This is a genomic window from Shewanella sp. 10N.286.54.B9 (genome assembly GCF_041468565.1).
In the GTDB taxonomy this organism is placed as follows: Bacteria; Pseudomonadota; Gammaproteobacteria; order Enterobacterales; family Shewanellaceae; genus Shewanella.
The window spans coordinates 34,635-54,937 of the sequence record NZ_JBFRIY010000009.1 but is presented as its reverse complement, the minus strand read 5'-3'; the positions used below and the strand labels follow the sequence as shown (position 1 = coordinate 54,937).

At 42.6% G+C, this 20,303-nt stretch carries 15 protein-coding genes and 1 pseudogene; 7 read left to right on the top strand and 9 right to left on the bottom strand.

Annotated features, from left to right (window positions below; all coding sequences use genetic code 11):
* Position 1: 1 nt before the first annotated feature.
* The 5 genes from recC to AB4135_RS02670 all read right to left on the bottom strand — a co-directional run bounded on the left by recC (position 2) and on the right by AB4135_RS02670 (position 8,812).
* On the bottom strand, positions 2-3,676 hold the full coding sequence (gene recC / locus AB4135_RS02690; RefSeq protein ID WP_371990091.1) for an exodeoxyribonuclease V subunit gamma: 3,675 nt from the start codon (positions 3,674-3,676) through the stop codon (positions 2-4).
* 168 nt (positions 3,677-3,844) lie between these two features.
* Positions 3,845-5,947 (bottom strand): DUF3488 and DUF4129 domain-containing transglutaminase family protein, encoded by a 2,103-nt coding sequence (locus AB4135_RS02685; RefSeq protein ID WP_371990089.1) that lies wholly within the window; start codon positions 5,945-5,947, stop codon positions 3,845-3,847.
* Positions 5,940-6,926 carry a DUF58 domain-containing protein gene (locus AB4135_RS02680; RefSeq protein WP_371990087.1) on the bottom strand — a complete coding sequence of 329 codons (987 nt, stop codon included), beginning with the start codon at positions 6,924-6,926 and terminating at the stop codon, positions 5,940-5,942. Before AB4135_RS02680 ends, AB4135_RS02685 begins: the two co-directional genes overlap by 8 nt.
* 44 nt (positions 6,927-6,970) lie before the next feature.
* Positions 6,971-7,882: an AAA family ATPase gene (locus AB4135_RS02675; RefSeq protein ID WP_371990085.1), complete on the bottom strand. Its 912-nt coding sequence runs from the start codon at positions 7,880-7,882 to the stop codon at positions 6,971-6,973.
* Between the two features lie 201 nt (positions 7,883-8,083).
* Positions 8,084-8,812, bottom strand: a complete 729-nt coding sequence (locus AB4135_RS02670; RefSeq protein WP_371990084.1) for an EAL domain-containing protein — start codon at positions 8,810-8,812, stop codon at positions 8,084-8,086.
* A gap of 627 nt (positions 8,813-9,439) precedes the next feature.
* Between AB4135_RS02670 and AB4135_RS02665 the strand changes: the two genes are divergently transcribed.
* The 5 genes from AB4135_RS02665 to AB4135_RS02645 all read left to right on the top strand — a co-directional run bounded on the left by AB4135_RS02665 (position 9,440) and on the right by AB4135_RS02645 (position 14,521).
* On the top strand, positions 9,440-9,958 hold the full coding sequence (locus tag AB4135_RS02665; protein ID WP_371990082.1) for a hypothetical protein: 519 nt from the start codon (positions 9,440-9,442) through the stop codon (positions 9,956-9,958).
* Complete coding sequence (locus AB4135_RS02660) at positions 9,958-10,752, top strand: TatD family hydrolase (protein ID WP_371990080.1); 795 nt, start codon at positions 9,958-9,960, stop codon at positions 10,750-10,752. The genes AB4135_RS02665 and AB4135_RS02660 overlap by 1 nt, the downstream gene beginning before the upstream one ends.
* Positions 10,752-12,629, top strand: a complete 1,878-nt coding sequence (locus AB4135_RS02655) for a diguanylate cyclase (RefSeq protein WP_371990078.1) — start codon at positions 10,752-10,754, stop codon at positions 12,627-12,629. The genes AB4135_RS02660 and AB4135_RS02655 overlap by 1 nt, the downstream gene beginning before the upstream one ends.
* Before the next feature lie 93 nt (positions 12,630-12,722).
* Positions 12,723-13,733 (top strand): porphobilinogen synthase, encoded by a 1,011-nt coding sequence (hemB, locus tag AB4135_RS02650; protein WP_371990076.1) that lies wholly within the window; start codon positions 12,723-12,725, stop codon positions 13,731-13,733.
* Between the two features lie 248 nt (positions 13,734-13,981).
* Positions 13,982-14,521 carry a thioredoxin family protein gene (locus AB4135_RS02645; protein ID WP_371990074.1) on the top strand — a complete coding sequence of 180 codons (540 nt, stop codon included), beginning with the start codon at positions 13,982-13,984 and terminating at the stop codon, positions 14,519-14,521.
* 292 nt (positions 14,522-14,813) lie between these two features.
* Here the strand turns inward: AB4135_RS02645 and AB4135_RS02640 are convergent, their stop codons facing one another.
* The 3 genes from AB4135_RS02640 to rhlB all read right to left on the bottom strand — a co-directional run bounded on the left by AB4135_RS02640 (position 14,814) and on the right by rhlB (position 17,600).
* Positions 14,814-14,954: a hypothetical protein gene (locus AB4135_RS02640; protein WP_371990073.1), complete on the bottom strand. Its 141-nt coding sequence runs from the start codon at positions 14,952-14,954 to the stop codon at positions 14,814-14,816.
* Positions 14,955-15,355: 401 nt separating this feature from the next.
* Entirely contained in the window at positions 15,356-16,270 is a 915-nt protein-coding gene (locus AB4135_RS02635; RefSeq protein WP_371990071.1) for an exopolyphosphatase, read from the bottom strand.
* Positions 16,271-16,286: 16 nt separating this feature from the next.
* Positions 16,287-17,600, bottom strand: a complete 1,314-nt coding sequence (gene rhlB / locus AB4135_RS02630) for an ATP-dependent RNA helicase RhlB (RefSeq protein ID WP_371990069.1) — start codon at positions 17,598-17,600, stop codon at positions 16,287-16,289.
* Between the two features lie 406 nt (positions 17,601-18,006).
* Here rhlB and trxA point away from each other — a divergent pair, with 406 nt between their 5' ends.
* Together trxA and rho are read left to right on the top strand one after the other, a co-directional pair.
* A complete protein-coding gene (gene trxA / locus AB4135_RS02625; RefSeq protein WP_020910647.1) occupies positions 18,007-18,333 on the top strand; it encodes a thioredoxin TrxA in 327 nt (108 codons plus the stop codon).
* 234 nt (positions 18,334-18,567) lie between these two features.
* On the top strand, positions 18,568-19,833 hold the full coding sequence (gene rho / locus AB4135_RS02620) for a transcription termination factor Rho (protein WP_371990067.1): 1,266 nt from the start codon (positions 18,568-18,570) through the stop codon (positions 19,831-19,833).
* Between the two features lie 68 nt (positions 19,834-19,901).
* Here rho and AB4135_RS02615 read toward each other — a convergent pair.
* Positions 19,902-20,180: pseudogene (locus AB4135_RS02615) on the bottom strand (GNAT family N-acetyltransferase); the annotation flags it as partial.
* Between the last annotated feature and the right edge of the window lie 123 nt (positions 20,181-20,303).

Here is a 20,303-nt window from a genome sequence, read left to right as displayed (position 1 = left end):
GTTATTGCTCCTCACTTTTGTTAGTGGGAGCTGTTTTCGCTCCAGCTTCTACATAAGTACTTAATTCGCCGAGTCTGCCTTTGTAATACAAGCTCAATAACGGTGACAGTAATGTTTGTGCAGTATCACCAAAATCGTGTTCACTAAAGTCATCGGGGAATTGATACAAACGTTGGAAATGTGGCTCCATGCCTTCACCTAATTGGCTTTGCTCATCTAACCATTGCAGCTGCGCCTCACGTAATTTTTGCAAGTGGTCACCCTCGGCTTCAACGTAGGCAAGCGCGGTTCTTGGCATAAACATTAAGGGGTGGACTTGTCCTTGTTTAAATAAGGTTAGCCACTGACTTAATTGTGTTTTTGCTTGGGCTGCGGTGATCGGCGCAAAGACATGGAAATGACCAATATCAAGCAGGTAGCTATTTATAGGCTGATTGAGCCTCGCGATATCAGTGCTACCTTGCATCGCGCATAGGCACAGGTGCCTTAAGTAAACGCGAATTAAATCTCGTCCATTAGCGGTTCCAGGACGATAGTTAACTAGCCCCTTGGCACTTAAATCATCAATACGGCCAACCAGTTTGATAGATGGAACTGTTGCTGCGTGCTTATCACTGGTTAAGGCCAACTCAATAGCAATTTCTACTGATTGGCTTGATTCACCTTTTAGATACAAGCTTCTGCCTATCAGTGGAGTGATATCATGCAGGTATTGGCTGAGTATTAAATCATCAAATGGTTTGAGTGGTATCGTTCCTTGCGCTTTTATGCGTTCAAGCAGTATTTCATCTGCAGATTCCCTTTGATTGTCTATCGCATTTTCTATCAAGGTTGACTGCAATTTATAACGTTCTAACGCATTTAAACTGAAGGGTTCATCATTATCATCAGCTTGAATATCAACGGATAAATCGACTTTTAAGGTTCGATTAAAGAAATATTGCGCAGGATTTCGGAAAAACCGGATCAGAGCTGATAGCTCAACCTCTTCAATGTCCCCACTACCAGGCTCAGCGGTATTTATCATCGCAGTGCTTGAGTCGATAAAATTAATTCGATTCCTTTCTGTAAGTGCTGTACCTACCTGCGGTATGGGAACTGGGCACCACTGAGCACTGTAACTTTGTTGTAACGGTATGCCATCTACAAAGGAGCTATTTTGGTAAAGGCGTTCATCAAACGGCTGAAGTGGCTGCTTACAGATCAGCTGGTTTACGACAGTTTGCTCAATCTGGTCAACGAACTCTGCTGCATCTTGCTCACTAAGGTTATCAGCATCTGCAGTTGTTTCTAACGCAAGCTTTTCTGGAAGGTAAACTAACTGACAGTATTCGACGAGTTCAGAGACGAGCATGGACGGGATCCGTTCAGAGTCATCACGTTCACTGTTACCTATGTAACTAATATATAGCTGCTGCCTGGCTGAAAGTATCGCTTCAAGGAAAAGATATCTATCGTCTAGTCGGCGTGAACGGTCGCCTTTACGAGGCCCCATTTGCGCAACTAAATCAAAGCCGACAGGATGCTGTACTCTTGGATAGATCCCATCGTTCATACCCAGTAAACAGACCACTTTGAAAGGAATTGAGCGCATTGGCATTAAGGTACAAAAATTAACGCTACCTGCAAGGTAACGCTGTCCGACTCTAGATTCTGACAAGCGGCTATTAAACCAGTTTTGTAACACTTCGATAGGAAGGGGAGTGCTATGACCGGATTCGGTTAGCTCCTCAGCAAGAATGACTATAGCATCTCGGATCTCTTGTAACTGCACCTGTTCCTCGTCATCAACGAGGTAAAAATCTAATAGAAGTTGCTCTAACTGCTCGATACGATCCGTTAAACTGCAACTGTTTGCTAAAGCCGCATTTACTTGGTCTAACGATTCGATAAAGTCTAACAGCTTACCTAATGCTTGTGCTGTTTGTCCTTCAATACCGTTGACGGCTAAAGCTTGCTGATAAAGGGGCGCGTCATCGGCGAAGCTATAGCCTAAAATGAGTCGTTTGATGCCGAGTGACCAGGCATTTTGTTCAAATGGAGGAAGCTGATGTTCGGCTCGACTCGCTCCATTTCGGCCCCACCTAACTCCTGCCTGCTCTAACCAGCGCTTAAGGATGGTTAAAGCATCATTGTCCAGTTCAAAACGTCTTAATACACTGGGTACTTCTAAAATGCCAATAATATCAGTCAGCCCAAAGCGGCTTTGATTAATATTAAGCAGGTGTAAGAAGCTGGCAATAAGCGGCGATTCCTGCACCGCCCCGCGGTCGGCAATGGCGTAAGGAATATAATGAGCTCCTTGCTTAGCACTAAATACCGCATCAATATATGGTGCGTATGCGGCCACATCGGGCATCATTATTACAATATCTTTCGGGGCAAGAGCTGGTTGGTTGGCGTTGCTTTGCTTTGACAACATCTCTAGCAGATGGTCGTGCAAGGTTTCGACTTCCCGCAGTGGACTGTGGCAACTACGAATAGTGATAGAGTGGTCGTTTTGTTGCAGTAGCCTACGGCCATCAACCGTTAAATATAGTGAGGCGTCAGGGCCTAAACTTTGGCCACGGGTACTAAGCTGTAAAATATCATGCTGTATGCCATGTAGCATGCAATCAACGCCGGGATCTTGGTAACAATCTAAATTAAATGCGGTATGTTCTTCTGGTAGCTCAAGCATAAGATCTAACAGCTCACGGCCCATTTTACCATTATTAGCGAGTAACGGATTACCAACTTCAAGTTTGTCTTCCCATTCTACTTCTAGTTTTTGTTTATTGGCGTATTGCAGTGCCATGCGCGCTCTGAGGCGAGGATCTACGATATCTCCCCAATAATGTTGGCATGGACTTAGGCTCAGCATGATCACATCAATGCGTTTAGCCAAATGATGCAATACATCTAATGTTTGTGGTGCCATTGACGAAATACCAAACACAAACAAGCGCCGTGGTAAAGATGCCATTGAAGTATTAGGATCATCCAGTTTATCAAATAGCGCTTGATGCAAATTAGCGCGATGATACTGGCTTTTTTGTAATGTTGTGGCGTTAAACTCAATCAAAGCTCGCCATAAAATAGGTTGCCATGCTTGTGCCTGCGCTAATTTGTCTCCTTTGGGAGGTAAAGTCGGCTCATTAGCTTCCCATGCCGCTATCCAATCTGGCCGATAAACTAAGTATTGGTCAAATATATCGGCGATTTGGCCACAGAGCTGATACAGTTTTAGTGGACTTTGTGATTTAGTATTAGCACTTGCATCGGTATCAATATTGTCTGGGGTATCACTGGAGAGGGCGCTTTGGTGATGGCCTTGGTTGCCGTTATAAAGGTAATTAGCCAAAGGGGCGAAATCGTCGTCATTGATAAGCGAGGGCAGGAGCTCCATCAATTTCCAGGTCATTGCCGCTTTAGTAAAGGCATTTTCTTTAGGCACATCTTCTAGCAAGTTATGGCAAAGCTGCCAAATAAAGCTCGAGGGCAATGGAAACTCAAGTGCTGCAGCAATATTATTTTGTCTTGCTATTTCTAGTCTTAACCAGGTCGACATACCAGGGCTTTGAACCAATATATGTTCAGGCATAAGTAATGGCGCATTAGGCAGAGGTGTTGTTAGCTCTGCGGCTAAGATCTGCGATAGTGCTTCCATCTGGTTAGATTGTACTAGGTATAGCATGGCGTTCCTTTAACAATAATGATGTGCTTATTGTTGTCCAATTAAATATTTAATGCATTGAGGGCCACAGTAGACGGCTTAAATGATCGACTTTACTACATTTTTCGAAATGGCTTCTAAACGAAAAATCTACAATAATAATCAGCGCATTTACTGAAGTTATCTATTCTATGTGTTTGTTTTATCGAGTGCCAACCTCTGTTTAATGATATTAAATTTAATCCATCTGGATTGAGCGATAAGTAAGCGAGAAATGCGCTTATAGGCCGCTGGTGTTAGTTTTTGATATTGAATTGCAATGTAATACCGCGTGAGTTTGTCGAAGTCAGTGGCAATGAAAGGCAAGGCGTTTTTTACTCGGCGATTAAAATCGTCAGGACCTTCATTGGCAGCGCGCTTAATGCCCGGGCTTGCAAGCAAGTGACACACAGCCAAATAGGCCTTAACATGCTTATTCTGTGATCGGCCTAAATGCAGTAATCCTGCACTATAGGCTATGGCTAATCCTATGATTGAGAGTGTAATTAACACAAAGAGAGCAACTCTAAGATGAGTCACTTCACCGAGGATCTGCTGCAATACATCTTGTTGTTTATCGGTATTGAAACCTAACACCCAAACGCTCCATAAGTAATCAATACCAGCAAATCGCATCCTTAATTGGTTGAAAATATCACTGGTTCGGCTACCTAGATAACCAAAAGGGCTGTCAAAAAGATAACTCTCATGGGGATCAAATACCGCATCGAAGCCTTGTTCAATTCGCTCTGGGGCAATCATGGCGGTGGGGTCATATCGTGTCCAACCTTGATTAGGTAACCACACTTCAACCCATGCATGTGCCATATATTGATAGATACTATAGTAGCCACCAGCTTCATTATATTCGCCGCCTTGATAACCAGAGATTATTCTTGCTGGGAGACCAGTAACCCTTGCCATAAAGGCAAAAGCGCTAGCGTAATGCACACAAAATCCAGACTTATTGTTTAGTAAGAAATCATCAATTTGCTGCTGACCAACTGCTGGTGGGCGTAAAGTGTAGTAATAAGGCTGTTGGTTAAAGTAATCCATCATCGCTTTGAGGCGGCTTTGAGGGTTGGGGTATTGCTGCTTAAATTGCTGCGCTAATAATCGGGTACCTGGGTTACTTTGCTTTGGGAGTGTTAAGTTAATATCGAGGACTTTTCGAGAAATGACGGGGTCCATTTTTTGTTTAGGAAAAGAGGTCACATTATATAATTTACGCTGATCGATAGGTCGTTTGGCGAATAATCGGTGATCTGCTAGCACGGTAATATCGGAGTCGGGACTGGTGGCAACATCTAAGCCAAATAGCCACTGTTGAGCACTTGCTTCAGCTATGACAGAGTAGGAGATTGAACCAAGTTTCTCACCATCATCTAATTGTCTTAAGGTAGCGTGTCGCCAACTGTGCTTGTCAGTTTTTGGCTGTGACAATGCCTGCTCACTGTTTGTTATTGAGCTATTTTTCGACCACTGTTTACCGTCATAATCCTCCATGACAATTGCTCGCCAATACAATGCTGAGTTTTTAGGGCGTTCTCCTTGTTTAAAGGTCGCCCTAAATGCTAGCTCGGCTGAGCGGGTGAGCTCGGTAATATTGGAGAAATTAACTGTACTGGAGAGACCTGTTGTTGCTCCACCTTGAGCCGGAACTAACCACAGTGGGGGCAGCCGAGGTAGTACCAAAAACAATAGAATGGCGAGGGGGAAGCTTTGAATTACAATTTTAGTACCTAAATTTGCCGTAAAGCGAAACTGGCCTTTATCATGATGGAGGCTAACCAATACACAGGTATTTATCAGTGTGACGATTAATAAATGTATTGCCGACCATAAGCTTTGTTGCTGAATAAAACTTAATGCTATAAGAAAGTAGCCAACCAGAACGACTATATGCACGTCTCGGCGACTACGCATCTCTATGTATTTAAGTGCATAACCTAGCACCAGTAAGTTTATTAATGCATTCAAAGCGCCAATTTGACTGACAACCATAGTTAATGTCATCGCTGACGCAAGGCCGAGTGCAGTGATTAACCATCGCGGTGGTTTAGCAACTTTACCAATGTAAATACCAAGGCGCCATATGATACAGATGGAGCAAATCGCTAAAGACCATAGGGTGATCTGCTCATAGAGTGGACTGATAATGGCGATATTAGTCAGTAACAACCACATTAAAGTTTGGCGAGATAAATTAAACTTATTACTCGTCTGTAGATTAGCTGATTTGATTCTAGGCATGATGCATGCCCTGTTGCTGGTGATAAAGTGCTATTTGAGTTTGTACGTTAATTCTGTGTTGCTCACCATGATTGGGAGCAACAGTCACTGCTGGCAGCTTTAAACCGAAAATTTGCTGCTTTGAAGATAATTGCTCTACTTGCCATGATAGTTGACTGAGGTTGACCTCTAAATTGTAATCGTTATTGTCTAAGGTTATCCATAAAGGGGCGCCTTGTGGCTGTTGAAACTCCTTGGTTAGCATACCGCGCCCTTGCGCTAACTGTTTCCATGCTATTTGTTTAAGCGATTCGCCCTCGACGTATTGTTTTAGGCCGCTAAATTCGTCGACCCCCGAAACGAATTTTCCAGCAGAGTCGATGTTATTGTCGGTATCAATGTTTGTAAGTGCTAAGTTAGCTTTGATTGGCTTAGCAAAAACTATCTGCTCTATGTTTAAGTCGACATGAGACCAAACTCTGCATATACCGAGTGGGAAACGAGATTCAACTTTTATTCGACCGGGTCTAAGACAGCCGCGCACTGGTGCGTTAATTCCTAAACTCGATTCACCTGTTGCAGCGCTTACTTTTTTTATAATCTCAACCTGTTGGCCTGCAAAGCTAAGATAAATTTCAAATGCCTCGTTAGGGCATGAGTGAAGTATAGGAACATAGCAAAGCTGACCAGCAAAGGTATCTGGCACACTTGTTAAGCGGGTTAATGACAGTCCAGCGAGGTTCTTATAGCTATAGATAATACAGGTATTAAATATGCTGAAGAGCAGAAAGCTTAGCCCCATTACGAGGTTGTTCTGATAATTAGTACCAAACACAAATAAAATGACAACAAGTAATAACCAGCTAAAGCCAAATCCGGTTGGCAAAATAAATATGCTTTTATGGCTTAAAGTTATATTGCTAGATGCAGGGATCCTCCGCGATAACCAATGGCCAAATTTTTTTCTAAGCCTTTGTTTTATTCCTTGTTCACTTTTCATCTATGCCTCTGAACTGACCTTATGTTTTAAAGTGAGTGAATAGTTTAAAGGATTGGATTAACCCGGTTGAGAATGATGTTAGAGATAACCGGGCTCTGTTGGTTAGTTGAGCGACTCATTCTATGCTCTGCTACAAGTGGAAATATGGTTTGTACATCTTCAGGAACAACATAATGTCGTCCTTGAACCATAGCCCAAGATTTGGCCGCTTTTAAAATGGCGTTACTGGCTCGCGGTGATAAACCAATTGCTTCGTTTGTCTCTCTTGAGGCTTTAACAAGAGCGAGTATGTATTTTAACAGTGCCTCAGAAGCACTTATTTGATTAACTTGTTGTTGAAGTTCCTTGAGTGAATGGGCATTTAGGCATTGTGGAAGGGGCTCGATTCTAGTTTGTTTATCTTGGTCTTTTAACATTGCCATCTCAGCTTGTGGGCTTGGATAACCAATCGATAGTTTCATCATAAATCTGTCTAGCTGAGACTCTGGTAGTGGAAAGGTGCCTGATTGTTCACTTGGATTTTGAGTGGCGATAACAAAAAAGGGGCTAGGTAATACGTAAGTCTCACCGTCTACGGTGATCTGCTTTTCTGCCATCGCTTCGAGTAGAGAACTTTGAGTCTTAGGGCTAGCGCGGTTAATCTCATCGGCTAAGATCATCTGTTTGAATATGGGACCGGGATGAAATACAAACTTAGCCTGTTGTTTGTCAAAAATGGTCACTCCTAAGATATCAGCTGGTAACATATCACTGGTAAATTGAATACGTTGATAGCTTAAACTCATACTCTGCGCCATGGCCTGTGACAGGCTAGTTTTGCCCATTCCAGGTTGATCTTCTATCAGCAGGTGCCCCTCAGCAAAAATACAAGTGAGTGCAAGTTTAATTTGATGTTGTTTCCCGAGTAAAACTTGTTCTAGTTGTTTGACCAAAATTGCGATATTTTCGTTGGGCATACAGCTCCCTTAATGGGTTGTTTTACACAGAGTTAACTGGTGTCAATTAACTGTGGGGTTTTGAAGAGGTGATAACTAACTATGGCGGAAAGCACTGGTTGTTTCCAGCTTTTATGGTGGCTATTAATAATAGGCGTCGTAAAAGTATAAAACTTAAATGAAAGGGAGCCTTTACTGAGTGAAAGCTGTAGATAATAATTATTAGGGCAATGAATTGTTTATTGCGTTCAACTTTGGGCTGAGGTTAATACTTTCCTTCACCTGTATAAACTTTGCTTTAAACAGAAAACCTTGAACTAGGTCGACGCCAATCCCTTGAGCAAAGAGCAGTTGCTCTTCGGTCTCAATACCTTCTAACACCGTTAGTTTATTAGTGTTGTGTGCAAAACTTATGAGCGCCTTGATCAGGTGTAAATACTCGGGTTTCTGCGCTGTTTTCAACCAATATTTGTCAAATTTAAGGCAACTAACTTTACTCATTAAATCGACCGAAAGCATCGAGTGGGGTGATCCAATATCGTCTAAGCCAACTGGTATATTGGCCTGTACTAATTTTTCTATAAAACTTGTCGCCAAATGTGCATCATTAATACAGGTGTTCTCTATAATTTCAACGTAGATATCCTGCCTTTCTTTTAGTAGCAGCAGCATATCTGCGCTATCGTATTCTATTGCGTGGGGGTCAATATTGACGAATAGTTTACCATTCGTGGGAGCATGTAAAATTTGAAATGATTTGGCTTTCATCTCAACGCTATTGAGTAGTTTTTGATGAGCATGTAGCTCTTCAAAAACAATATTAGGGGCGATGGCTAAACCATTAATATTATAAAAACGTGACAGTGCTTCGTAGCCATAGATAGTTTTTGTGTGAGGGTTAAGTAGCGGTTGGTATTCTGCAGTTAATCGAAGACCTGTTAGATCTAGCATAGCTGTTTATTTTTCTGTGTAATGATAATTATTTACATTAACATAAAAGTAGTGAGATAAAACAATCAAAACCGTTAAGCGCTTTATTAATAGCCATTGTGATTAAAAATCATCTTGAACCATATGAATTTGCGCGTTTCTTACTATTTGTGCCTTAAACACTGCCGATAGTCGCTATGAATTGAATCTTGCAACATTGATTTTTTATAGCTATTAAAGGTTAGGCGGTTTGCAAAAGTCGCTCTAGTCCCAAAGTAAGTCCGATACTTAGTCGGAATAGGGCGACTGATTATGTTGCTAAGTACTAAATGGATAGGGGCTGTTAATCTTTCGAGCTTAGGTTTTGTTCGGTTCTTTACCGAAAGGAATAATGCTTCTAGTACAAGGCTTGAGCGATAAAGCTTAGCTGGCTAAGTGAAAAGCTCATAACACATGCTAGTCATAAAAGAATAGAAGCATTGAGTCGAATCCAAAGGGCAGCGTTTCTTGGCTATTTTTACTGTGTTGTAGACTATTTGTGGAGAATAACTAAACGGCATAGCCTCCGCCTTGTCAAAATAGCCAATAAACTGCGGCAAAAACAACCGTGAAAGTTCAACAGCCCCTAATAATAAAAGGACATTTTTAATGATTAAGCCTCAACTTTTACTGATAACAACAGCCACTATTTTGTTATCAAGCTTTGCACATGCCTCAGTCGAATCTCAATTATCCACATGCGCAGCAGTGCAAGACAAACTAGAGCGTCTTATTTGTTATGATAACCTCGCTAACTCATTGCCAACTCGAAGCCCTAACAGTCAAGTTCCTACAACTGAGACAGTTGCAGTCGCCTCCTCTACAGCAGTTGTGACCAGTGCAGCTAGCACACAAAAAAATGCTGTCGAAGAGTTCGGTAATTTAGAGAAAAGCAAAGAAGAACAGGCTATAGACACTATTCATCTTACAGTTAGCAAAGTGAAAAAAGACGCTTATGGTGCATTAAAAATTGAGTTTACAAATGGTCAAGTCTGGAAACAAACCGACTCACGCCGCTTTAAGTTAAAGCCTGAACAAGCGGTCTTTATTAAAACAGCTGCGCTAGGTTCGTTTACTTTAGGTATCGAAGATCGCAATACCACTATCCGTGTTAAACGCCTCAAGTAATGCCACAGTTTATGGATATTGCTGTCAATTTAATTGGCAGTAAGTTAGAAACTGAAGTTGATCGCGTTGTAGCGGAAGCTGCCGATGTCGGTGTCTCTTCAATGCTGGTTATTGGCAGTCATATCGAAGAGAGCCGCAAAGCGCTTGAGCTCTGCACAGTATTTCCTGAGCAGCTATATTCAACTGCAGGGGTTCATCCTCACCATGCCAGCGAGTGGGCAACTCAAAGCAGCCAACAAATTAAACAACTAAGCTTAGCGCAATGCGTTGTTGCCATTGGTGAGTGCGGCTTGGACTATAATCGAGATTTTTCACCTAGACCAAAACAGAGACAGGCTTTTGCCGAGCAGCTTGAATTAGCAGCGGAGCTTCAAATGCCGGTACTCATGCATGAGCGCGATGCACACGCAGACTTTCTGGCTATTTTGAAAGAGTATCGCTCACACTTACCTGCAGCCCTGTTGCATTGCTTTACTGGAAACCGCGAGAGTTTAGCAGCGTATTTGGAGCAAGATCTGCATCTAGGTATTACTGGTTGGGTATGCGATGAACGTCGAGGGCAAGAGCTTGCAGAGCTAGTACCACTGATCCCAGACAACCGTATTTTAGTCGAGACAGATAGCCCCTATTTACTACCAAGAAGCATGCGTCCTAAGCCTAAATCAAGTAAGAATGAGCCTAAGTACTTACCCTATATCGCAGAATGTGTGGCTCAGCTTCGACAACAGCCTTTTGATGATTTTGCGCTACAAACCTACCAAAATAGTCGCTCATTTTTTGGGTTACCCTATTGATGTCGTCAATTACTCGCCTTCTTTTCGCGCTGACGCTGATATTTTCAAATGTCGTGAATGCTGAAATTGCTTTAACAGTCGACATTAATACTCCAGATAAACTCCCCTTAACTGACTGGATTTACATCACATCAGCTACCCAAAGTGACGATATAGACATCGTGAGCCGCCTGTCTTCTACAAAGTGGAATAAACTATCTCCAGAGATTACTCGCGGATTAGTAGATAAGCAGTTTTGGATTAAATTTAGCCTCAATAGTAATGGAGCATTTGCCGCCAGTAGAATTTTTTCAATCGCTAACTCACATTTAGATCTCATAGAGTTATATCACTTCAACCATCAGCGTTTAGTCAATAAAGTTACCATGGGTGACAGTATTCCTTTTGCGCAACGTCCTATCATCAGTAATGACTTTTCATATCCATTTAGTAGTAAGAATGATGATTTCCATACGTTTTACATCAGAATAACGACAACAGGCTCGGCGAGTCTTCCGCTGACACTTTGGTCAGATAACGCCTATTATCAAAGTGCAGAGCAGGATTCATTACTCTATGGCTTTCAGATAGGTGTACTCATTGCCATTGGTATTTTCAGTTTATTCATCGCCCTCACCTCGCACTCATTCAGCTATACCTATTATGCAGGTTACGTACTCTCTCTGACCTTGTTTGTTGCAACCTTGCACGGCATCGCTTTTCGCTTTCTCTGGCCAAATTGGCCTGTAGTTCAGACCTTTATTCTGCCAATGCTGTTATGCATATCGATGACATTCGCCTACTTGTTTTCAGAAAAGGTGATGCAACTTAAATATCATAGTCGCACTATGTTAAGGATCTGCCGAGCTGGTGCAGCAATTTCTGTTGTACTGTTATTTATAGGTTTATTTCTGGACTATAATCTTGCATTAAAAATAGATATCTGTGCAGTCATGCTCAGCTGCGTATTATTAATGTATATCTCTTTGCTACAAGGGTTTCGTGGCCATAAGCTAGCCAAGCTTTTTGCTATTGGCTGGGCTGGTATGATGCTAGGAGTGCTGATATCCGGCTTGATGTATTTAGGCTACGTAAAGCTTGCAATGCAAACCAAAACCCCTTTTATGCTTGGTCTCAGTTTCGAAATTGTATTTATGGCTGCACTACTTGCTATTCGTTATAACGACGAGCGTCTAGCCAAAATGCAGATCCAAAAAGAAGCTTTGCAACAAGCTGAGAGTCTGAAACAGACTCGGGAAGAGTCACTGCGGATGGAAGCCAGAAGTAGTGAGCAACTTGGGCAGATGGTACAAGAGCGTACATTAGAGCTGGAGATAGCGCTAAGAGAGCTCAATGAGGCCAATCAAAAGCTAACAGAACAAACCACCATTGACAGTTTAACCGGGGTTAAAAACAGAAGTTCGTTCGACAAACGAATTATCGCAGAGGGACGTATTAGCCGTCGCCAACAAACGCCAATGGCAATACTCATGTTAGATATCGACCACTTCAAATCGATTAATGACACTTATGGCCACCTCGCTGGCGACCAAGCTTTGCGAGTTATTGCTGAAGAATTAAAGCAAAAATTAAAACGACCAACCGATCTAGTGTCACGTTTTGGCGGTGAAGAGTTTGCTATTATATTACCGAACACGAATCAAGAAGGCGCCTTGCAAGTTGCTGAGTCAATAAGGAAAGCTATTTTTGAGTTGCCGATTAGCTGGGGCGGCGTTACCATCCCGCTAACGGTTAGTATTGGAGTGAGCGTCGAAATCGTCTCATCTGAACAACATACAACCTTGCTATTGGAACTAGCGGATAAAGCACTTTATCGCGCAAAAAATGAAGGTCGCAATAGGGTCATGCTATACAGCCCTGAAATGCAACAGGACTAAATCCTGAGCCCGATAAAGTATTGAGTGTAAGTAAGCTCTCAGCTAGATTAAGCCTTAAGCAAGATTGACATCACCATAAGTTTGGAGCCGAATGTGAATATTATTACCAGTGCCTATCCACAGCGTAGAATGCGCCGTATGCGAAAACATGAGTTTAGCCGTCGCCTCATGTCTGAAAACCAGCTCACCGCAAATGACCTAATCTATCCAATGTTTGTACTGGAAGGTAACAATCGTACCGAGCAAGTAGCATCTATGCCAGGTGTTGAACGTCTTTCAATCGATCTCCTTCTTAAAGAAGCTGCAGAGTTAGTAGAGCTTGGGATCCCATTGATTGCACTCTTCCCTGTTACGCCTTCAGAAAAGAAAACTTTGATGGCAGAAGAGGCATATAATGCAGACGCTTTAGCACAACGTGCAGTGCGCGCACTAAAAGAAGCCTTTCCAGATCTGGGTGTGATGACCGACGTAGCCCTTGACCCATTTACTACTCATGGGCAAGACGGCATTATTGATGAGACAGGTTATATCATGAATGATATCACCACCGAGATCTTAGTTAAGCAAGCGCTAAGCCATGCAGAAGCTGGCGCAGATATTGTTGCACCATCTGATATGATGGATGGACGAATTGGCGCTATTCGTGAAGCTCTCGAAGCAGCTGGTCATGTTAATACCCAAATAATGGCATACTCTGCAAAGTATTCATCGAACTACTACGGTCCTTTCCGCGATGCTGTCGGTTCAGCAGGTAACCTTAAAGGCGGCAATAAACATAGCTACCAGATGGATCCTGCCAACAGCGATGAAGCATTGCACGAAGTGGCACTCGATATTCAAGAGGGTGCCGACATGGTGATGGTTAAACCAGGTATGCCATATCTCGATATCGTTCATCGCGTTAAAACTGAATTAGCAGTACCTACCTTTGCCTACCAAGTGAGTGGTGAGTATGCGATGCACATGGCTGCGATTCAAAATGGTTGGTTAGCTGAAAAAGCTATCGTGATGGAATCGCTACTTTGCTTTAAACGAGCCGGTGCTGATGGCATCTTAACTTACTTTGCTAAGCGCGCAGCACAGTGGCTTAAAGAAGATAAGTAATACCTAACAAGATACAAAAAGCCACTGTTTCAGTGGCTTTTTTGTTTCAAGTTTGCAATTGGTATAAGTTAAAACGTTAAATTTATTCACTAAACAACACCCTTTCCTAATGTAATATGTGAAGCGCTCCACTAATTAGATAAATAGCAAGTGATCACTCTAACACTGCCGCATTTTCATACTTCACGGCTTAGTTAAGACATGATTGAATAAAGCTGAATTCATTTCTTCTCGCGAAAGGGTTAATCATGCACAATAACGTCAAAGCATTACTTGCCACCACTGTTCTATTTTTTAGCAGCCAGAGTTTGGCTAATAGTGGTTGCGCATTCGAAGAAGGTGAGCAAGAGGGCTTTATGGCCACTTGCAGTGAGGAGAAACAAGAAGTGATCTTAACTGGATTAGTTACCAACGAACAGCTGAATGCATTTGATTGGTTCAGCCAAGAATATAGCGATTACAAAGCTGATCAAGCGACGATTGCTCAGCTAAAAACGATTACTGAACCGACTAAAATTACGGTTATTATCGGTACATGGTGCCCTGATTGTCACCGTGAGACACCGCGATTCATCCGAATCATGGAGCAGGTAAACAACCCCAACATTACGGTGCAGTTCATTGGTGTTGATAGAGCCAAAGAAGATCCGCAAGGCTTAGCGAAGAACTATGAGTTCTCACGCATTCCAACGATTATTGTTGAGCAAGACAGTGCAGAGGTTGGTCGTATTATCGAAAGACCAGAAGTGACCTTAGAGAAAGATTTAGCGAATATTCTAAAGCTCTAATCATTTAATACTCTTTTTGCATGACAAAACCGCTCTAATGAGCGGTTTTTATTTTGCCGTTAGCTAGTCTTTAAAAATCGTAGCGTGCTGACGCTCTCACCTAACGAGGCTGCAGGAAGCTGTCTGCATATCCATAACGCTCGTTCTTCGCACCACTATCAAACTCATACTGCTCATCAACCCCCTTTGCACCCTCAAAGTTGAAGAGGTTGAACACATTAAGTTTCAAGCTAAGCAGTCCTGCATCAGCCAGATCAAGTGTGTATGAAAGGACTAAATCGATATTGTAAATTCAGTCTGTACGACCCATGATGCCGCTTGGTGCTGCTTCTCCATCAGCATAGAATGATGAAGCACCATACCAATATCGGCCGCAGTAACGTCCTATGATTTCAACAGCTGTGACACAATATCCTTGATCTTCAGGATGCACACCGAACGCATTAATTGGACGACCTGATTGAAAGTAAAAGTTTAGTTAACGCAGAACTTCCAGACAAGTTTTGGCTATTCTGATGCGACATTAATGAGCTAGAACCTCGCTTCACCATACTCATCACTCATTGCTAGCGGCTTGGATTATTTTCCTTACAAAATCATCCCTCTATCCCTGCCGGTCAGAGACAGTGAATGCCATTAAAGCATGACGACATAAAATAGAAGGTACGAGATTAAGGAGCTCGAAAGTAGAGTAATTCAGGAACGATTATCGAAAGTTACCCAAGAACTGTTGCCGAGGGTAATTAATGTCTTATCGTTACCCCATCGCTGAGTGAGCAAATCTTCACTTTCAGACCAAGTACCATTGAACACGAAACCTTCGAGATGGGGGAATTAACGTGTACGCTTAGCCAACTGATGCAAAACGCCTTCGCGTAATGCGCCACCAGACAGGTGTAACTTTTCTATATCGAGTAGTTCAAATAGCGCGAGTAGTATCGCAACACCAGCAGCAAAGGTGGGGGCTCTCTCAGGCTTTAAGCCAGCGATGGCAAGCATTGAAGCTGATTTCTGAGTGAGAATTTCATGCTTAAGTGTATGTAAAACATCTAGGCTAATAACCGCAGAGAGGCCACGCGCATTAAGCAGCTCTACAACCGATTGTACGCTACCAGAGGCGCCAACCACACTGTGCCAGCCAAGATGCCTTAGCTGTTGCTCATAATCCCCTAACGCTGCTTTGACGCTGTTTTTAACTTGGTCAAAATCGAGAGTCTGGAAAGGGAATTGATCAAAAAAACGATTATTGAAGGTGACGCAGCCCATTGCCAGGCTGGTTTTCAGTAGAATATTATCACCGTCACCAATAATAAATTCAGTACTTGCTCCACCAATATCAATCACTAAGCGTCGGCCTGAACCTTCAGTGGTGGCAGCCATACCTTGATAGATTAGCTGTGCTTCTTCAATACCGGAAATGATTCGAATTGGATGAGGTAATACAGTGAGAGCTTGCTGACAAAAATCATCAGCATTGCTTATTTTTCTTAAGGTAGCGGTAGCGATGATCTCTACATTATCTGCAGGCACGCCTTCTTTAACAAGCATTTCAGAGAACATTGCGAGGCATTCAATACCTCGCGTCATCGCTGACGAGTTTAGTGAACCATCAGCCTCTATCCCTTCAGCTAAACGTACCTTACGCTTATACTTGGCAACAATTTTAGGATGGTGGCTAACTGTTTTAGCCACCATCATATTAAAACTATTGGAGCCTAACGTAATGGCTGCATAGCTAGCTGAGGTCATTTACGCAGTATCTCTGTTACGAATGTCTACGGGTCTTGTCGTGGCGACGTGGTGCATTACCACGATGGCCCCCTTGTGGACGAGAGCCACTGCGATCACGAGAATTACGACTGTGAGTACTCGGCTTACGATGGATACGCTTTGGCGCAGGGATATCATCGAGCAAAGCTTCACTGTCGTATGAGGTTACTGGAATGGAGTGCTGAATATAGCTCTCTATCGCAGGTAGGTTTAGCGCATACTCTTCACAAGCAAAGCTAACTGAGACCCCTTTTTGCCCTGCTCGCCCAGTACGACCGATACGATGGACATAATCTTCGCAGTCATCGGGTAGATCATAGTTGTAAACATGAGATACATCTGCAATGTGTAACCCACGAGCAGCAACGTCAGTTGCCACTAAAACATCGATGTCACCGCTAGTAAATTGCTCAAGAATACGTAAACGTTTCTTTTGCGGCACATCACCAGTCAGCAAGCCAACGCGGTGTCCATCTCCCTCAAGCCATGACCAGACTTTTTCACAACTGTGTTTGGTATTTGAGAAAACAATGGCTTTTTCTGGCCAATCTTCTTCGAGCAAAGACAGTAACAACGGCATCTTCTCTTCCATCGATGGATAGAAGATCTCCTCTTTAATATTCTTAGAGGTTTTCTCATTCGGCGCGATTTCAACTTTTTCAGGTTCGTTCATATGGTCATATGCCAGTTCTTGCACTTTCATAGAAAGCGTTGCAGAGAACAGCATATTCAAACGTGATTTTGCATCAGGCATACGTCTAAACAAAAAACGAATGTCTTTAATGAAGCCTAGATCAAACATACGATCCGCTTCATCAAGCACTACCGCTTGAATCGCACTCACGTCAATAACGCCTTGGCGAACATAATCGATGATTCGACCTGTTGTACCAATCAAGATATCGATACCTTTATCAAGCACTTTTCGTTGTGCTTCATAACCTTCACCGCCATATACGATGCCGACTTTAAGGCCGGTATGCTTAGCTAATTGGTTGGCATCTTTGGCAATCTGAATCGCAAGCTCACGAGTCGGTGCCATGATGATAGCGCGTGGTTGATTGATTTTACGCCCAGCAGGTGCAGCTTCAGTCAACAGATGGTTAAATGTAGCGACCAAAAAGGCTAATGTCTTGCCCGTACCCGTTTGTGCTTGTCCAGCGATATCTTTTTTCGCTAATAAAATCGGCAATGATAATGCTTGGATCGGTGTACAAAACTCAAAACCAACTTCGTTAAGTGCTTGTTGAACTTCTTTATGTAACGAGAAGTCGGCAAACTTTTTTGTAGATAAATGTGTTTCGCTCATAGCGCAGGCTTACCTGTAAAAGGTTGCAATAAGAAACGTGATCGTTTGAAATAACGATATTATTTTTATCGCTGAAAATTGGTACACACTCAGAGAAACGTTTTTCACGATATTTGCAGCATCGGTGACGGAATCACTATTCCCTCTATTTATGGTGATGCTATGAAATTTTAGCGTGTATTTAGCGTTCTCTTAAGGCGAATTAAATACGTTTTTAGGCGTTAGTCATCGTTGACTTAGGCTCACTATGCCTATAAATCATCGTCTTGTCTAAAGCGTTTTTCGATACCCGAGAGTAGCGGCTTTATAAAATGATTAACTTTTAGCTTGAAAAGCTATTTTACCGACCCAATATACAGGTTAAGCCATTAACAAACCAGCAATGGCAACCAAACTGGAGAACAACATGAGCGACAAGATTGTATACCTAAGCGACGATAGCTTCGAAAATGACGTAATTAACTCAGAACTACCAGTTCTGGTTGATTTTTGGGCAGAATGGTGTGGTCCTTGTAAAATGATTGCCCCTATCTTAGATGACGTAGCTGAAGAGTATGCAGGTAAGATCACTGTTGCTAAGTTAAACGTTGACCAAAACAACGTATCACCAGCTAAATATGGTGTTCGTGGTATTCCAACTCTACTGCTCTTTAAAGCTGGTGAGCTTGCAGCGACTAAAGTTGGCGCCCTTTCAAAAACTCAACTTAAAGAGTTTATTGACGGCCAACTCTAAGACTTTAGTGGTGCTATAAGCCACTAAAGCAAGTTAGAGTGACTCCCGACACAGCTTCAACAAGAAAATGTGTCGGGTTTGACTAAATTCCTAGACGCCCCGCCAAGTTAGTGCTACTTTAATAACCAAAGCGATTCTAACTAACCCACTTCTCGCTATCCGATCGATATTCAAAAAGTTTTAACCTCATTGATCAAAGATGGCATCGTCACGCAAAAAACAAGACCCACCAAGATGAATTTATCAGAATTAAAAGACACATCGATTTCAGATTTAGTACAACTAGCCCAAGACATGAAGCTCGAAAATATGGCCCGTGCTCGCAAGCAGGACATTATTTTCTCGATCTTAAAAGCCCACGCCAAAAGCGGTGAAGATATTTTTGGTGGCGGTGTATTAGAGATCCTCCAAGACGGTTTTGGTTTCCTACGTAGCTCTGATGGGTCTTACTTAGCGGGTCCAGATGATATTTACGTATCACCAAGCCAAATTCGCCGCTTTAATATGCGCACCGGTGATACTATCTTCGGTAAGATCCGCCCACCTAAAGATGGTGAACGTTATTTTGCACTATTGAAAGTAACAGAAGTTAACTTCGATCGTCCTGAAAGCTCTCGTAATAAAATCCTGTTTGAAAACCTAACGCCACTGCATGCAGAAGAACGCTTACGCATGGAGCGCGGTAATGGTTCTACAGAAGATATTACCTCGCGTATTTTGGATTTGTGTTCACCGATTGGTAAAGGGCAACGTGGTTTGATTGTGGCGCCGCCAAAAGCCGGTAAAACACTATTACTACAGAACATGGCGCAAAGCATCACCTACAACAATCCAGACGTTGTATTGATGGTATTGCTTATTGACGAACGTCCTGAAGAAGTTACCGAGATGCAACGTATGGTAAAAGGTGAAGTGATTGCTTCTACCTTTGATGAGCCAGCAAGCCGTCACGTACAAGTCGCAGAGATGGTTATCGAAAAAGCTAAGCGTCTTGTTGAGCATAAGAAAGACGTGGTCATTTTGCTCGATTCCATTACTCGTCTAGCACGTGCCTATAACACTGTTATTCCTTCATCAGGTAAAGTGCTTACTGGTGGTGTTGACGCTAACGCACTGCACCGCCCTAAGCGTTTCTTCGGTGCAGCTCGTAACATCGAACATGGCGGCAGCTTAACGATCATCGCAACAGCACTTGTTGACACAGGTTCTAAGATGGACGAAGTCATTTACGAAGAGTTTAAAGGTACGGGTAACCAAGAGTTACACCTTTCTCGTAAAGCTGCTGAAAAACGTGTATTCCCTGCGATTGATTTCAACCGCTCAGGTACTCGCCGTGAAGAGAAGCTAACCACGCCAGATGAACTTCAAAAAATGTGGATCTTGCGTAAAATCTTGAACCCAATGGATGAAGTCACAGGCATGGAGTTCCTTATCGATAAATTGGCAATGACCAAAACAAACGATGAGTTCTTCACTGCAATGAAACGCGCTAAGACTTAAATCTTAAGCGAGTAACAGCCTAAAAAAACCGCACTTGATGCGGTTTTTTTGTGTCTATGATTTTTAAATCATTCAAGTATCTTGCGCATACAGACTCTAACAAATCCAAAAGCTTCATCTTGCTCTTCTCGTGAAATAGACCAACCATGCTTTTGATAAAAGTTAAGCGCTTGTTGATTGCCCTTAAAGGTTTCTAGCCGTAAATGCTCATATCCCTCAACGTACTGCATCGCTTCAATTTTTTCCAATAAGTAACAGCCTAAGCCAGTACCTTGCAACATAGGGCTTATCATCAGTATGTGGATAAATCCCTCCTCAGCAGCGCAGTAACCCACGATAACACCATCAAGCTCAAGCAGCTTGATATTGGCTAAATGCTCTATAATCTCTTTGTCACTACCGCCACCATTTATAAACCAATCAACGCCTTCGTCACCTAAAAAGGAGCGATAACACTTATCTATTGTCTC

What these genes read in the sequence shown, in the direction of transcription:
- rhlB (WP_371990069.1), bottom strand. Translation starts at nt 17,600, where the DNA reads ATGAGCGAAACACATTTATCTACAAAAAAGTTTGCCGACTTCTCGTTA.
- trxA (WP_020910647.1), top strand. Translation starts at nt 18,007, where the DNA reads ATGAGCGACAAGATTGTATACCTAAGCGACGATAGCTTCGAAAATGAC.
- AB4135_RS02635 (WP_371990071.1), bottom strand. Translation starts at nt 16,270, where the DNA reads ATGACCTCAGCTAGCTATGCAGCCATTACGTTAGGCTCCAATAGTTTT.
- recC (WP_371990091.1), bottom strand. Translation starts at nt 3,676, where the DNA reads ATGCTATACCTAGTACAATCTAACCAGATGGAAGCACTATCGCAGATC.
- AB4135_RS02675 (WP_371990085.1), bottom strand. Translation starts at nt 7,882, where the DNA reads ATGCCCAACGAAAATATCGCAATTTTGGTCAAACAACTAGAACAAGTT.
- AB4135_RS02665 (WP_371990082.1), top strand. Translation starts at nt 9,440, where the DNA reads ATGATTAAGCCTCAACTTTTACTGATAACAACAGCCACTATTTTGTTA.
- AB4135_RS02680 (WP_371990087.1), bottom strand. Translation starts at nt 6,926, where the DNA reads ATGAAAAGTGAACAAGGAATAAAACAAAGGCTTAGAAAAAAATTTGGC.
- AB4135_RS02645 (WP_371990074.1), top strand. Translation starts at nt 13,982, where the DNA reads ATGCACAATAACGTCAAAGCATTACTTGCCACCACTGTTCTATTTTTT.
- AB4135_RS02655 (WP_371990078.1), top strand. Translation starts at nt 10,752, where the DNA reads ATGTCGTCAATTACTCGCCTTCTTTTCGCGCTGACGCTGATATTTTCA.
- rho (WP_371990067.1), top strand. Translation starts at nt 18,568, where the DNA reads ATGAATTTATCAGAATTAAAAGACACATCGATTTCAGATTTAGTACAA.
- AB4135_RS02670 (WP_371990084.1), bottom strand. Translation starts at nt 8,812, where the DNA reads ATGCTAGATCTAACAGGTCTTCGATTAACTGCAGAATACCAACCGCTA.
- AB4135_RS02685 (WP_371990089.1), bottom strand. Translation starts at nt 5,947, where the DNA reads ATGCCTAGAATCAAATCAGCTAATCTACAGACGAGTAATAAGTTTAAT.
- AB4135_RS02660 (WP_371990080.1), top strand. Translation starts at nt 9,958, where the DNA reads ATGCCACAGTTTATGGATATTGCTGTCAATTTAATTGGCAGTAAGTTA.